13 protein-coding genes are annotated in these 15,599 nt (G+C 38.9%); 5 read left to right on the top strand and 8 right to left on the bottom strand.

Annotated features, from left to right (window positions below):
* Positions 1–3: 3 nt before the first annotated feature.
* The 4 genes from AC07U8_RS17320 to yccS form a co-directional block, all read right to left on the bottom strand.
* Positions 4–789 (bottom strand): YdcF family protein, encoded by a 786-nt coding sequence (locus tag AC07U8_RS17320; protein ID WP_004817691.1) that lies wholly within the window; start codon positions 787–789, stop codon positions 4–6.
* Positions 790–913: 124 nt separating this feature from the next.
* Complete coding sequence (locus tag AC07U8_RS17315; RefSeq protein WP_270385941.1) at positions 914–3,562, bottom strand: PepSY domain-containing protein; 2,649 nt, start codon at positions 3,560–3,562, stop codon at positions 914–916.
* A gap of 159 nt (positions 3,563–3,721) precedes the next feature.
* A complete protein-coding gene (locus tag AC07U8_RS17310; protein WP_004817689.1) occupies positions 3,722–4,282 on the bottom strand; it encodes an SdpI family protein in 561 nt (186 codons plus the stop codon).
* Between the two features lie 99 nt (positions 4,283–4,381).
* Positions 4,382–6,556: a YccS family putative transporter gene (yccS, locus tag AC07U8_RS17305; protein WP_270385937.1), complete on the bottom strand. Its 2,175-nt coding sequence runs from the start codon at positions 6,554–6,556 to the stop codon at positions 4,382–4,384.
* A gap of 146 nt (positions 6,557–6,702) precedes the next feature.
* On the opposite strand from yccS, the gene AC07U8_RS17300 reads away from it, so the two are divergent.
* A complete protein-coding gene (locus AC07U8_RS17300) occupies positions 6,703–7,914 on the top strand; it encodes a multidrug effflux MFS transporter (protein WP_004817686.1) in 1,212 nt (403 codons plus the stop codon).
* A gap of 478 nt (positions 7,915–8,392) precedes the next feature.
* Positions 8,393–8,842, top strand: coding sequence for an ABZJ_00895 family protein (locus AC07U8_RS17295; RefSeq protein ID WP_034613776.1), 450 nt, complete (start codon positions 8,393–8,395; stop codon positions 8,840–8,842).
* Between the two features lie 108 nt (positions 8,843–8,950).
* On the opposite strand, the gene AC07U8_RS17290 is transcribed toward AC07U8_RS17295, so the two are convergent.
* Positions 8,951–9,373 (bottom strand): hypothetical protein, encoded by a 423-nt coding sequence (locus AC07U8_RS17290; RefSeq protein WP_004817681.1) that lies wholly within the window; start codon positions 9,371–9,373, stop codon positions 8,951–8,953.
* Between the two features lie 534 nt (positions 9,374–9,907).
* Here AC07U8_RS17290 and AC07U8_RS17285 point away from each other — a divergent pair.
* The 3 genes from AC07U8_RS17285 (at position 9,908) to AC07U8_RS17275 (ending at position 12,076) form a co-directional block, all read left to right on the top strand.
* Positions 9,908–11,530: a mechanosensitive ion channel gene (locus tag AC07U8_RS17285; protein ID WP_004817679.1), complete on the top strand. Its 1,623-nt coding sequence runs from the start codon at positions 9,908–9,910 to the stop codon at positions 11,528–11,530.
* An 83-nt stretch (positions 11,531–11,613) separates the two neighbouring features.
* The gene (locus AC07U8_RS17280; protein ID WP_004817677.1) at positions 11,614–11,778 is read left to right on the top strand and encodes a hypothetical protein; all 165 of its coding nucleotides are present in this window, start codon (positions 11,614–11,616) and stop codon (positions 11,776–11,778) included.
* 145 nt (positions 11,779–11,923) lie between these two features.
* On the top strand, positions 11,924–12,076 hold the full coding sequence (locus tag AC07U8_RS17275; RefSeq protein ID WP_004723764.1) for a hypothetical protein: 153 nt from the start codon (positions 11,924–11,926) through the stop codon (positions 12,074–12,076).
* 26 nt (positions 12,077–12,102) lie between these two features.
* Here AC07U8_RS17275 and AC07U8_RS17270 read toward each other — a convergent pair whose 3' ends face one another.
* The 3 genes from AC07U8_RS17270 to AC07U8_RS17260 all read right to left on the bottom strand — a co-directional run bounded on the left by AC07U8_RS17270 (position 12,103) and on the right by AC07U8_RS17260 (position 15,535).
* Positions 12,103–13,302, bottom strand: coding sequence for a BaiN/RdsA family NAD(P)/FAD-dependent oxidoreductase (locus tag AC07U8_RS17270; protein ID WP_004817673.1), 1,200 nt, complete (start codon positions 13,300–13,302; stop codon positions 12,103–12,105).
* 80 nt (positions 13,303–13,382) lie between these two features.
* On the bottom strand, positions 13,383–14,246 hold the full coding sequence (locus tag AC07U8_RS17265; RefSeq protein WP_270385925.1) for a 1-aminocyclopropane-1-carboxylate deaminase/D-cysteine desulfhydrase: 864 nt from the start codon (positions 14,244–14,246) through the stop codon (positions 13,383–13,385).
* A gap of 161 nt (positions 14,247–14,407) precedes the next feature.
* The gene (locus AC07U8_RS17260) at positions 14,408–15,535 is read right to left on the bottom strand and encodes an HlyD family secretion protein (protein WP_239044983.1); all 1,128 of its coding nucleotides are present in this window, start codon (positions 15,533–15,535) and stop codon (positions 14,408–14,410) included.
* Positions 15,536–15,599 lie beyond the last annotated feature (64 nt).

Raw genomic sequence — 15,599 nt, 5'->3', positions numbered from 1 at the left:
GTCTTAATATTCACCGAGCACCCAACCACTGATATAGGCAAAATACTCTCTTAACCATGCGTTATAGCGTGTCGTGAGTGGAGTTTCAGCACCTACAGTAATGAAGTTATGATAGCCTTGCTTTCTGGCGATTGCTGCGGCACGTAAGGTGTGAAAATCACTGGTCACAATCGCAATTTTAGAGTCTAAAGTTAAACCATGCGCTTTTAAAATCGCTTGGCTATTTTTTAGATTTAAGTCAGTACTGGTACTTTTATTTTCTTGTAGGATTCTACTGGCTTGGATTTGCATCTGCTCTTGTAAATATTGCGACATAATTTCTGCTTCAGGTTTTTCTTCACCGAAATCTAAACCACCACTGACAATGATCAAAGCTTGTGATTGTTGTTTTGCAATTTCACCGGCTTGATCTAAACGTTTTGCGAGGGTCGGTGAGGCTTTTCCTTGGGTAATGCCACTGCCTAACACAATAATGGCTTGTAGATTATTTTCTGCTGTATTTTGTTGGGATTTTAAGTGGATATAACCAAAGAAGCCGATTAAGCTGACTGACCAAAGTGTAAATAGAACCCATCCTAAGCGCCAGATTTTCTTTAACTTTAAGTGTTGGGCCAAATACTGCTGAATGTGTTGGCTCCATAGCGCTGTAGTGATAAAGACTAAGCCAATCAGCAAAGGGAGTATTGTTCCTAAGTGGATTTTTTTATATAAAATTAAAATAAATCCATCGAGGAATAAGACAAATCCCAGCAAAAAAAAGACAATGCGGAAGAGTTTATTGTTATACATGGGTGAAAACAAATCATTAAAAATTAGCCTAATTCTAAACGAAATCTGTGCATTTATTATATAAGAATCAAAAAAAACCGAGCAATTGAGCTCGGTTTTGGCGGGTAAATTTATTCAATAGACCCTAATAAACATCACGACGATAACGACCATCTAAACGTAATTGTTCAACTGTGTCTTCTCCAAGGATATCAATTAAAGCGAGATCAACATCAGTTGCCATACCATTGATACTGCCACAGACATAGATTACCGCATCATTGGCCACCCATTTTTTCAGTTCTTCGGCATGATCACGCAGTTTATGATGTACATAAATTTTTTCAGCTTGATCACGAGAGAATGCTAAATCAATACGTTTTAGCATTGCTGTATTTTGCCAAGCTTGAATTGTATCTTTAAAGAAATAATCGTTTGCTTGTTGGCGTTCACCAAAAATCAACCAGTTTTCAGTATAGTCCATACGAACACGGGCATGAATCAAACTCATTAATCCCGCAATCCCGGTACCATTTCCGATGCAGATAATCGGGCGGTTATCGGTAATTAAATGGAAAGATTCATTATTACGAATTCTTAACGCAATTTTATCACGCAATTGCACATGTTCTGTCAACCAACCAGAACCGAGACCAAGCTCACCTTGAGGATTTTGTTGCTGACGAACCACCAAACGCAACACTTGCTGACTTGGAATACTGGCAATCGAATACTCACGAGTTGGTAGCGTAGGGAGTTGCTCGAGTAAGTGTTCCATATTGGCAAAAGGTTCAATAGCAACGGTTAAATCGCGATTCCAAAGCGCTTCTTGAATGCTTTGTTCGAGTGAATCCACTTTTGTCTCTGCATGAACTTGATATTTATCCAAGAACAATTGAATACGTTCTGGACTATTTCCCGTTTGAATTTCAGCAATATCACCTGCTTGCCAAGCTGTATCATAGCTGGCTTGTAATTCAAGATTAAATGCGGGTGCGCCTAAGCTGTTTGGATTGAGTAATTCTCGTTTTGTTAGACGCCATTGATCAAAAACTTTATCAATAGACATTGTTTGTAGATCGAGTTTTGTGGCTTTTGCTAAAGCATCATTCCAATGTTGGATATCTGCATTATTGCCATTATTGACTTCAAGCGTAGCAAACAATTGTTGCGCACCAGATTGTTTTAACCATGCATCTATGCGATGCCCAAAGCTACAATAGGTCTCAGGATAGTCTTGTGAACCCAATGCTAGAACCGCATATTTTAAATGTGAAAGATCCAATGATGTAGCCATGAGCTTTTTCTCAAAGTGCGAGGCTAAGTCAGGTGCTTCACCTGTACCATAGGTACTTGCAATCAAGAGAATCTGTTTGGCTTGCTTGAGGTCATCTTCAGAGAGTTGTTGTACAGCTTTTACCGTTGTTGGCTGATGGGCTTCTTGCAGACTGGTTGAGGTGCGCCATGCCAATTGCTCAGACATTCCTGTTTGAGAGGCATAAGCAATTAACCAAGGTGTTGCGTTTGGATCAATTTGAATTGCTGAACCCGCTTGTTTTGCAGCAAGGGTGAGTCGCTTTTGCTTACGACGTTTTAAATACAGCATCCATCCAGTAACAAAAAATAATGGCATTGCCAATGCCGCAAGCATTGCGATGAATTGAAAAACAGGGCCAAAGAAACTACCACGGTGCACAGGGAGCATACTTCCCATGATTTTTTCATTGAGTGGTTTGCTTTCGTATAAGTCTAATTTTTCAATTTGTGCAGTTTGATAGTTATAGGTTGCTTTATTTCGTGCACGCTCATGTTGTGGAATAGCATCAACAAAGGTGAGTTCAACTTTACCATCTGGCTTTTTAGGAATCGAAACAGTCAGGGTCGAATAGTCACGTTTAATTTGAGCATTAAACCCATTCCATGTTTGAGTAAGTACATGTTGAATTTGTTCTGGTTTTAAACCTTCTTTATTCTCATGCTTATTTTCACGGTCTGGTTGTTGATGACCAGTCGTTGGATTTTGCTTTTCGCCACGTTGTTGTGGTTGTTGCTGAGGATTGCCAGAAGCCCCTTGACGTCCTTGTCCTTCTCCACCACGTGCTGCTTGCATTTCAGGCTGAGGTCGTTCAACCCCCATTACTTTAAACATACCATTACGCCACCAGTCATACGACCAATACAGCCCTGTACATGCTAAAAGTAAATAAAAGATCACCACCCACGTTCCGACTACAGCATGTAGGTCCCAAAGAAAATTACGACCTTTGAGTTTAGGCTTAATGGCAAACCATTGTTTAAAAGAATGCTTTTTCGGCCAACGTAAATAGAGACCACTGAGTACAAAGAAAATTAACATCAAGGTACTGACGCCAGTAATTTGTTTACCGACTTCACCCACAGTTAAGTTACGATGCAGTTGCTGTATAAATTGAAAAAAATCTTTGCCTTTCACTTCTGGAAGAACTTCGGCCGTGTAAGGGTTTACCATCATGGTATAACCTCTACGTGCGCCTTCTTTGACAATATTAATGTTTGAAGCTTCTTCAGCGGCTTTCGCGATAGTAATACTGTTGATCTTCATTTCAGGGTTTTGGGTTTGGAAATGTTGATAAATTTCAGCAGGCGTGAGTTTTGCCTGATTTTCAACTTTTACCGTGTAGCTGTCTGGATTTAACCATCTTTGAATAGGTTGTTCATAAGAATAGATTGCACCAGTCACTCCCATAATTGAGAGAATTAAACCAGCCGTAATCCCTAGAAACCAGTGAATTTGAAAAAAAATCTTTTTAAACATGGCAATGCAAAGGGCAGAATATTTTTGATAGCAAATTATAGCTGAATAAATCGGAGAGATAATGAATTTTGCAGATAATATTTATTCTCATTATCATTTTTATTAAAATAGCGAAGTAGAAAAAAACCTCCAAAAATGGAGGCCTTTTAAAATTTTAAATTAAAGTGTCTTGGGTTCACCAACAACTTCTTTTAAATGTTTACGCAGTGTTTCAAAGGGAAAATTCTTGCTATCCATACGTTTAGGTAGAATATATGCGCCTTGTTGGCCTTTCACTTTAAAGTTTACCAGTAAGAATTCAGGGGTGTTGTACCATTCATAAATGTCTTTCCAAGCCACGGTTCCAACACCTTCTTGTACACCCATTTGTTGACGCATCACAATACCACTTGGCTGTACACCTAATTTTACACCTTTGATTTCCTGAACTGGAAATTCATTCATCTTGCGTTTTACATACCATTCAAGACCGAATTTGCGAACCAAAAGATAGATGGCAACCGCAGCAAGAACCACCCAAAAAATAATGGTTGAATAGTTTTTAATTAAAGCGATGCCAAGTAATGAGAGTATGACTGCTACACCCATGATTGCCCAAGCTTTAATCCCAATTTTATTGGTACTACGCCAAATTGCAAGTTGAGCGCCGCGTTGTTCGGCTTCCGAAACTTCGTACGGAACAGGTTGTAAGGTATAAGCGTAAATATTCTTGGCAGTCATAGTGTCAGTAATGTATGTAAATCTAGTCAGAGTTTAGCACTAAATCTCAAGATTTAGTGCACCTATTGTACCAAATAACGATGCAATTTTGATGCAGATTTATAAAGAAGCCAATTCAGTAGATTGATCATCTCGTTCATGGCTTAAATTCTGTTTCAAGCTACTCAGTTGCTTTAAAATACTGAACATTAATGACAATTGTTGAAGAATAATGAGTGATTTAGAGTCTTCTGACTCGGATTGGCTTAAACGGGTACGAATGGCTTTCAACATATTGTGCGCGGTTAAATCAGGCATTTCATCCCGTAATAAAGCCCCAGAGATATCATCTAAAGCTTGATCCAATAAATTAAGCACCTGTTGGTCTTTCACTTGCTCACGATGTGCACCGAGTGCTGCGATATAGCTAAGAAAGGTATGATTTAGACATAAGAACTCAAAAGCTAAGCTTTTTTGACTTGGGTCAAAATCTGGTTCAGTGGCAAGGGTTGAAATCAGTGAGGCAACATCTGCATCCCGATTATGTGCAGCACGGCGAACAATTCGATACTCTAAACTATTATTGCGCCCCTGATGATATTGAGCGACTACATTGGCCAAATAATTGCATTGAGCTTCCAGTGAACGTTGAATGGTGCGGGGTAAACGACGGAACTTCCAGTCAGGGAAAATAAAGCTGACACCGAACCAGGCGAGGGCACAGCCAATCACTGTATCAATCATACGAGGTAGCGCTGCCTCATAGCCAAGCCCATCCAAATTAAAATTGATCAGCGCCATGATGGTAATAAAGGCAGTGGCTTGGGCATATTGTTTACTGCGTAAATCAAAAAACAATACACCACTAAGTACGAGTAATAAGAGTTGTCCTTCAATAGAGGGCACAAAATACAAAATTGCATAACCTAAAATAATGCCGCCTAAGGTTCCAATAATCCGTAATCTCAAACGTCGTTTGGTCGCATTAAAGTTTGGTTGGCTGACAAACAGTGCGGTTAATAGAATCCAGTAACCGTATTCAATATTGGTGAGTTGCACAAAAACATAGCCAATAAACAAAACAATCGAAACGCGAATTGCATGTCTAAAAAGTACAGACTCAGGGGTTAAATTTTGTTTGATTCGAATGACAATATCATCCCAACCTTTGAGGTCATCATCTTTAAGTTGGTTTTCGAAATTTTTACTTTGATCGTATTTTATATGTCGTTCAGTTTCGAGATTTTGTAATTGGGCATCAATCGACTTTAAGTTTTGATAAAGTGCAAACAATGAATTGATCCAAATTAAGTCATAATTTTCTTCTTTTTTGAGTTTATCCAGCGAGTATCTGAGGTTTTTAAAAGCATGCTCAAAACGGACATTATGCTGGTAAGTGGTACGGTGTAAGATACTATCGCTTAGATCCTTACAGGCTTTGCCTTGCAGCGCTAAAATGCGTTGAAAACGAAATAACACATCACTATGTTCAAACATTTTGGCCAGCTTTTGATAATCAATATGTGCTGAATCGGCCCGTTCATGAATATCTTGTGCAACAAAGTAATACTGTAAACTACGACGTGTATCACGTTGTCCTCGGTCACCCTTTAAACGCGTCAACAAGGCGGTACGCATATCATTAAAAATGCTGATGAGCTGCCCATTTTCCATAGACAAACTAATCATACTGTCTTGATAGCTGGTCGGTGTCATATCGACATCAAACAAATTAGATTTGGAAAACAGAAAATTACCTAATGATGAAAAACATTGAGACAATTTGTCTTGAACTTGCCGTACCGGGAACAGTAAAAAACTGATGGTTGAAATAAGCCCATACCAAATTGCACCAATCACCAATAGACTTGGCTGGATATACCATTGATCAAATAAATGCACCCCAAGCATGGAATACACAGAGACCACCAAACAGCCATAAGAAATGGTGGCATAGCGACGTCCCAAAGAACCCAATAAAATCCAACCAATACAAGAAACAATCAAACCTAAGGCAAACAGAATAGGGTATGGAAAGAGCAGGCTCACTGAGGCAGCGGTGATAAAGAATCCGATATAGGTATAGATCAAATTCATGATACGTACAGAGAAGCGATCGTCTATATCACTGAGACCTGCTGCAACCACCCCTAAGGTCAGTGGAATGGTCATTAACTGCTGTCCCAACAGATAAGGTACAAATGCAGTCCCTGTGAAGGCAATGATCATTCTCAAGTTATACATGAAACTTGTGTTGTAGGTTGCTTTTCTGAGTTTTAACAGCCAAGTGTTCAAAGGAAATCCTTGTTAAATCAATAGGGTGTTATGTACTTGGGAAATGCGATTAGACTTATATGGCTTTTCACTTATCTTTGTGACAAATCATACAATGGACAGTGTAAACTTGTCTGCAACATTCCTTATCGAATTATAAACCATCTATGTCTGAAAAAAACGTGGGTCAGCAGTATTCAACGGGCTGGATTATGCTTTTGGCTTTATTTACCTCTTTGGGTCCCTTATCCATTGATATGTATTTGCCAGCATTGCCACAAATGGCGCAAGACTTTAATGTGACAACCCAGCAGATCGCCAATACCTTGCCTGCATATTTTTTTGGTCTTGCTGTTGGTCAATTGATTTATGGTCCAATCAGTGACCGTATCGGGCGTAAGAAACCGCTTTATTTTGGTATGACCCTGTTTGCTTTTGCCAGCTTGCTGTGTGTTTTAGCACCTGATCATTGGTCGTTGATTGCCGCACGCGTTTTACAAGCCTTAGGGGGCTGTGTGGGGGTGGTGATGGCACGGGCTGCAATTCGAGACCGTTTAGATGTGCAAGGTTCAGCGCAAGCTTTTTCCAGTATGATGATTGTGATGGGGATTGCCCCGATTCTTGCTCCAACTTTGGGTGCCGCCATTCTACAATTCTTTAGTTGGCAAGGCGTCTTTATCGCCTTGTTTGTGATTGGTTTGTTCTGCTTGTTTTGTGTACACTTTTTATTTAAGGAAACACTCGCACCAGAACGCAGACTGCATCTCAACTTTAAACAAGTGTTTATTTTATATGCTTGTATTTTTAAAGATCGAAGCTTTCGCTTTCCAATGTTGGCAGGTTGTTTTACTGGTGCAGCACTATTTTGTTATATCAGTTCCGCGGCAGCAGTGTTGATGGATGGTTATCATTTAACTCAGCAACAGTTTGCTATTGCCTTTGGTTTTAATGCTTTTGGTATCATTTTACTGTCTTCTATCAATAAGCGTTTAGCCAACAAACTCTCGGTGATCCTGCGCTTGAAAATTGGTGGTTTGATCCAGGTCACAGGCGCATTGATTATTGTCAGCGCTGGTTTCATGTCTGATGCACCATTGGTGATTGTCATGTTGGGTTTATTTTTCTCTGTTTCAGGGATTGGTTTTACTGGACCGAATGCGATGGCACTGGCGATGTCTGAACAAGGCTCAAGAGCAGGAACTGCAAGTGCAATTATGGGCAGTATGCAATTTGCGTGTGGCTTATTGGGTGGTGTGGTATTGAATTTTCTTGTATGGAATCATTTATTCAATATGGGAATTTTGATGTTGGCTTTTACTGTGGCTGGATTTATGGCAATTTTAAAAGTGGCTCAACAGTTCAAGATGAAACAAATTTAAGCTTATACCAATACTCAACATGAGATCGTCTCGTTGATTTACAAGACAAAAGTGAATTTTGTTTTATCGAATCAAAGACGATCTGTATTCTTTATTCAAGTATGAGGAAATTGACAGGTTCTAAGAGATTGTATTGTTAGAATAAGTACGCGATATTCATACATGCGGTCAAAGCAGACATGATAAAAACACAAATACCAGAAAAACAAAAGCCGACGATTCGAGTGATGAGTAAATCGTCGGCCAAAATACTTCGTTATAAAGATTCAGGCTGCTAAGTTGAATCTTAAGAAGCATAAGTTTTTAGTTTCTCTGAGAGAAGGTCTCCAAATCTCTTTGCGGATGCCGTGCAATCAATTTGGTTGCTGCAGACCTTATACTTATATAACGACAACAGTTTCAAATTGGTTGACAAGAAAATGAAAAAAAGTTGAAAAAAAATTATAATATTGTTCTTTATGCAATCTAGGCTGTCGTCATGGTGTCTTTAAACAAATATTTTTTGTGGTTTTTGCTGCTTTGTTTAGTCTTGACCATGGTTGCAGGTGTATTGGCTGCATTATTGCCCAATGAAATTGCTGGCGTGTTAACCGCAATACCTTATTTGATTGCGATGATTATCGTGTTATATCGTTTTCTCAAGCAACAACGCCGTGCGCCTACAGACCAAGAGCGTAAAAAACTGACCCTTGGTTATACCGCAATATTTTGGGGCTATAATTTACTTGGGGTATTTGCGGGTGTTTGGTTTTTTTCTCAGAATGATCCAGACGTGTGGAAAACTTTTGTGATGTATCTGCAAAATACTCAATTTTTGCTCACTGCATTGATCATGTTGCTGATGTTGGCAATCCCTTTATATTTAATTACCTATTGGTTTTATGGAAAGCAAGCACAGCGTATGGCGGCTAAAATGTTTGGTCAATGATCTGTTTAAATTGTTGACTTTACTTTGAGAAATAAAAGTCATTGATGAAATCTGCGTCAATACAAATAAGCAAAAAATAAATCTTATTTTTAAGCTATGGATATGCTGTTAGTGTACGAACATATCCATAAATTCGCGTAATTCTTGAATGGCAATTTCAATGTCTGTGGTTAACCACGTTGGTTCAAAGATCCCTGCATAATGTTCTAAACGATCTTGAGGCACAACAAGTCGTATCGGGCAGTCTTCTTCAAGTAAGCGCCATGGCACGATTGGAACTTCGTTATCCAGAAATGGCACAATATTGCGAATATCAATAATCATCGCATTGATACATTCTGGGAAAGGCATAACGGATAATTCATCTGTACGGCGACGGAAATACTCTAAATCGCCCCATTTTAGAATATAACTAGGCTTATTAAATTCAATAATTCCAATGAGATGGTCATCTCTTGAGGTATGTGTGAAGCATTGATGCGTGACATCAGTGTCCAAGTCCAACTCGACACTTTGTCGTTGATAAGCCATATCTACAATAGCCAAAAAATGGGGTACATATTATAGCTCATTTATCTTTCAAGAACTGCTCGAATTAAAATTTACTTTTGCTTAAAATATTTTTACACACAGATCACAAATAGCCTGTTAGTATAAAAATACATCAATTCGATGGAGGTGGACGTCATGAAACACGATTTCAATAAACCATCTTATGTAACAAGTACTGAAGATATAACGCATAAGAATCGCTTACCCATTTATATGCTTATTCTTGTGGGGTTATTTCTTGTTTCCTTGCTTGTTTACATGATCGCCGATTGGGTTTAATCCCATAATCATCTATAAAGATTATATTGATCAGACAAACTCTAGCTGCAAAGCTGGAGTTTTTCATTTTTGCATGCTTTTGTTGTATTTATGCAGTTAAATTTGCTCGTTATATAAGCAATAGATAAAGTAGAAGAGTAATTCATCAAGTATCCAATTCAAATAAAGAATGTTGCTTAAAGTCATTTGAGCACGCTCAGATTGTTATAAATCTATAACTTGAGGAAATAAAAAATGAATGAAATTTTACAAACAAGGGGGAGATTTGATGCCATGTATTATTGGGATCAATTCCACCCGATTCTCGCCGCTGTTGCCATCCTTATTGTGGGATGGATTATTGCACTGATTGTTGCAGCAGGAATTAAAAAAATCCTAGAAAAACTAGGTACAAATACAAAATTGTCTTCAGCAACAGGTCATCGTTCAAATATTGAAAGTATTGTTTCTCGAATTGTTTTTTGGGTGGTGATGGTGATCGCGGTGATTGGTGCATTAAATGTGCTGAATCTTACCAGCGTAAGCAGCCCATTTAGTTTGATGATTCAGCAATTCTTATTGTTTATTCCACAATTACTGGCTGCCGTCGCCATTGGGTTTATTGGCTGGATTGTGGCAAATCTGGTTAAAGTCGGCTTGAAAAAAGCCTTGGATCGGACTCAACTTGATGAGAAATTAAGTGCCGATGTTGGGGTCAGTCCGATCAGTCAGAATATCGCTGATATTGTGTACTGGCTAATTTTATTGCTGTTCTTACCAATTGTATTATCAATTTTAGGTTTGCAAGGCTTATTGCTTCCAGTGCAGAACATGCTGAATGAGGCAGTCTCTTATATACCAAATATTTTCATTGCGGGTGTCATCGTTTTTGTCGGTTATATCTTGGCAAAAATCCTGCGCGGGATTGTTGAGGGTTTAATCAACAGTCTAAATTTACAAACCCAAATTGAAAAAGTAGGGCTATTTAAAAACTCAAACCAAGGTTTAGCGAAGTTTTTAGGTTCTTTTGTTTTTGCCGTTGTCATGATTACTGCGTTAATTGTGGCTTTTGAAGCACTTGGTATACAAGCTATTTCACAACCAGCAACCGCAATGCTGGGTGAAATCATGTATGCAATTCCACATATTATTGCAGCCGGATTAATTTTAATTGTGGCCTATGTGGTGTCTCGTTTTGTGGGGCGTTTGGTTTCAGAAGTTGTTGCTGGAACGGGTGTTGATGAAATTCCTGCAAAATTAGATTTACAACGCTTTTTAGGTGACACGAAAGTTTCTTGTATCATTGGTTATCTGATTGTTTTCTTTACCATGTTATTTGCTGTTTCCGAAGCGGCAAATCGACTGGGCTTTGAGCAAGTTAGTCATTTGATTTCAATGTTTATTTACTTTGGTGCCAACATTTTGTTAGGCGCAGTGATTTTGGTGATCGGTTTCTGGTTGGCCAATATCGTGGCGAATGTGGTACAGCGTGGTGAGTACAATAGCTCAAGATGGTTAGGCAACTTGGTTCGTGTTTTGATCATGGGGCTGGTGATTGCAATGGGTTTAAAAGCCATGGGAATTGCCGATTCGATCGTTAATCTTGCTTTTGGCTTAACCTTGGGTTCTGTGGCAGTTGCTTTTGCATTGGCTTTTGGCCTAGGTGGACGTCAACCTGCAGAACGCGTTTTAACGGATTTAATCGATAAAGCCAAGAAAGAGGCAAATCAACCGAATCCATTAAAGCAAGAAAATACTTATTCATCACAGCCAAGTGGTACAGACGCTACGCAAGTAACCGCGGATACCCCTGCGATTGAAAATGAGTACAAGTCACTTACTGATTCATTGAAACAGGACAAAGATGACCCGAATTAACATTTAAATTCTTTTAAAGATCGATCAGGATTGATGCTTGATCGATCTTTTTATTTTTAGGTCAAAAGTGAGAGGGAATAGAGATGTCTAAGAAAAAGCCAAATAATTTCATTGCACCCATTGTGATTGCAGGAATCACTGTAGGGTTTTTAGCAAGTGCTTATAAATTTGTGTTTGCAAAACCGAAAAAGCAATCATCCGAAATTGTTAAGCAACAACATGAATCTCAAAACAAATCTCAAGAGTGATTGTGTTCGCAAAGCATGAATTTTATCGGTTTTTTTATAGAAAACAGATAGACATCAGATGATTTATTGTCTAGATTGAATGGGTGAATATGTAGGCAATATAAAACACACTCATCTGATAAATATCATTTTCAAAGGAATTGAAATGAAGATCATCTATTTTTTACACAAAATTCATCAGTCGTTATTTGCAAAAAACCATGATCTAAAGTCGATGGATTTGGCGATTCAACGTGTGACCCAGAAGCAGCAAATCCAAAATCAACTTATTTTATTTAAAACAGATTATCTGGAATAAGCTTTCTATCTATTAATCAGTTTAGATTATACATATTCTGAAGCGGCATGTGCTGAAGCCCATGCCCACTGAAAATTAAACCCGCCTAAATGACCAGTTACATCTAAGATCTCACCTATAAAAAATAAACCTTTTTGTTTTTTACTTTCCATGGTTTTTGATGAAACTTCAGTGGTGTCAACACCGCCTAAAGTGACTTCTGCAGTCCGATAGCCTTCAGTACCAGAGGGTTTGACTTCAAATTGCTGTAGTTTATTGGCAATCGTTTCAAGTTTTTCATCACTTAATTGCCCAATCGCCGTTTCAGCCCACTCGGACCAAATGAGATTTTGTAGTTCAATCACCACACTTTTCGGTAAAAGTTCAGTCAGTAAGGTTCTGATTAACACCTTGGGCTGGCTTTGCTTTTTGCGCTTTAAAAAATCAAACAGCTCAAGACTTGGTAAAAAGTTAATATGGAATGCTTGTCCTGCATTCCAATAATTTGAAAGTTGTAATGAGCTTGGACCACTTAAACCACGATGTGTAAACAACAATGCTTCAGTAAATGCAATCAGTTCGTTAGATAGTGTTGCTTCAACCGCATTGCCGCTTAAACGAGTGGTAACTTCTTTAAATTGATCTGAAAAAGTGAAGGGAACTAAACCTGCGCGTGTAGGATAGATGTGGTGACCAAATTGTTTGGCAATTTCATAGCCGATGCCAGAGCCACCCAATGTTGGAATAGATAAGCCACCTGATGCAACAACAACAGATTCAGCCTGAAAATAGCCTAAATTGGTGGCAACTTGAAAAGTCTGATCGTCAACCGTGTTAATCGCTTTGACTTCACAACTGGTTTTAATCTCAACATGATGTGTTTTTTCACATTCGTTGAGCAGCATGCTTAAGATTTCTTTTGCGCCATTTAAGGTAAACAGTTGTCCATGTTTGCGTTCTTCATAGTCAATGCCATATTCACAGACCATCCCAATAAAGTCCCAATTGGTATAACGCGTCAGGGCAGAGATGACAAAATGTGGGTTATGTGAAATAAAATTCTCAGGCTCAACATAAAGATTGGTGAAGTTACATTTACCACCACCTGACATGAGGATTTTTTTACCAATTTTATTGGCTTTCTCAACCACTAAGACTTTACGACCACGGGCAGCTGCTTTTGCCGCAAGCATTAAACCTGAAGCACCTGCGCCGAGGACAATCACATCATATTGGTTAGAAGACATATCACACTCATGGAAACTTTGAGCAGGGGATTATAGACAAATTTAAAGTAATTTTCATGACAATTATAAATAGGTAGGGTTTAGCTACGTCCTTGCAAGCCACCACTATGCAGGATCAAGATTTTTGCATTTTCTTTAAAGTAACCTTTTGAAATTAAATTAAAAATCCCATAAAACATTTTCCCAGTATAAATCTGTTCAAGCGGAATGCGATATTGCTGCTCAAAGTTGTTTATAAAGCTAAGTAATTCAGCAGTGGTTTTGGCATAGCCTCCAAAACAATAATCATCCAGTATTTTCCAATTGCTTTTATGGGTGAGTTGACTGACATCTTGTTGTAAAAAATCACCTTTAAGTGCTGAAAAACCTAAAATTTCCTGCTGTGGTGAACTGGCGTTAATCAGCCCAGTGATTGTGCCACCTGTTCCTACCGCACAGCAAATTACATCATAATAATTTAAATCTTCTGGCGTTAAAATTTCCTGACAACCTTGTATAGCAAGCTCATTGGTTCCGCCTTCAGGAATAATATAAGTGTTTGGATAATGTTGTGTTAATTCATCGATCCAGTCATGATTATTTTTTTGTCTATATTTTTCACGTGAAACAAAAACTAGCTGCATGCCCAACTGCTGTGCTGTCGTTAGAGTAGGGTTGAGCGGTTTATGCGCTAACTCCTCGCCCCGAATGATCCCGATGCTTTTAAATCCAAATAACTGTGCTGCATAGGCTGTGGCAGCGATATGATTGGAATACGCACCACCGAAAGTCAGCATCTGTTTTAGGCCAAGCTGACGTGCTTCAATCAAATTATATTTGAGTTTAAAAAATTTATTGCCAGAAATTTGTGGATGGATTAGATCAAGCCGTTTAACTGTAAGTTGAACAGATCCAGCAAAATCTAAACTTTGGTAGGGAATAGTTTGGGCAATATGATCAAACATGCTGATTTTTTAACTGAATGGGTGTGTGTGAGTAGCTTTGAATTAAGCCTGTTCAAGATATTCTAATCAAACCTGTAAAACAAGACAGGTTTGATTGAGTTTCATGTCTATTATTGGGGATAAATTTCTAGGTTTTAACTCAAGCTTTTCACTTAGGCGGATCATTGAGTGCTGGTATCGACGGAAGTCACCACAGACATCCCCGGTCGTAAGAATTCTAAACCTTTTTGATTGGGATCAATAGCAATCCGCACAGAAATACGCTGTACGACCTTGGTAAAATTACCTGTGGTGTTGTCAGGCTTAAGCACACTAAACTCAGCACCAGCAGCAGGTGAAATCTGTTCAATACGGCCAGTAAATTTTTGATGTTTCATAGCATCTACCGTAAATGTTGCTTTTTGCCCGATGTGCATATCAGCAATTTGTGTTTCTTTGAAATTGGCAATCACCCAGGTTTGTTGCGGAATTAGATACATTAACTGGGTGCCAGCTGCAACATATTGTCCCACACGAGGAGTGACTTCGCCCAACTGTCCATCCATCGGTGCTGCAATCACGCTATAGTCTTTTGTCGTTACCGCTTGATCAAATTGTGCCTTGGCATTGGTGACTTGTGCTTTTAAGCCCGATTGAGCCACTTGAGCTGTTTTTAACGCTTCTTGAGCAACCAATACATTGGCTTCCGCTTGTTTGAGTAAGGCTAAATTATTTTTTACATCCGCAGCCGCTTTGTCTTGTTCTGTTTTAGAGGTTGCGCCAGTATTTCCTAATTGTTGATAACGATTGAGTTGTGCTGTTGAAAGTTCATAACTTGCTTTGGCTTGTTCAACTTTGGCTTGTGCAGCCACAATATCTGCTTTGCGTTGTTCAATCGCTTGGGTTTGATTGGCTAAAGTAGTATTGGCCTGATCAACACCTGCTTCAGCCTGAGTCACTTTCTGATCATAGGTTGTGGTATCAATATGCATTAATGGCTGACCCTTTTTGACATGGTCAAAATCAGTCACCAATACATCTTTGACATAACCATTGATTTGAGAAGATAAAACTGTGGTTCTGCCTTTGATATAACTATTGTCGGTGGATTCTATGCTGCTATCAAAAGGGCCAATTTTCCATGCGCGCATAATCACAGCAATCCCCACCAACAAGACCAAGAGCATCAACAGCAATGTTCTTTTCGCTGTTGGAATAAGCTTACTGGATGGTGATGGCGCTGCTGCTGTTGCAGGTGCTTGTGGTGGTGTAACTGCTGCTTGCTCTGTTGGTTTTTGATCTTGCGACATAAGAATTCTCAAATATTTTTTAATACATAGCGTGACATCATGGATCATCTGATTTCGGAATAGC

The organism is Acinetobacter sp. GW821-FHT01E09 (assembly GCF_059422385.1).
This window is presented reverse-complemented; position numbering and strand designations above follow the sequence as displayed.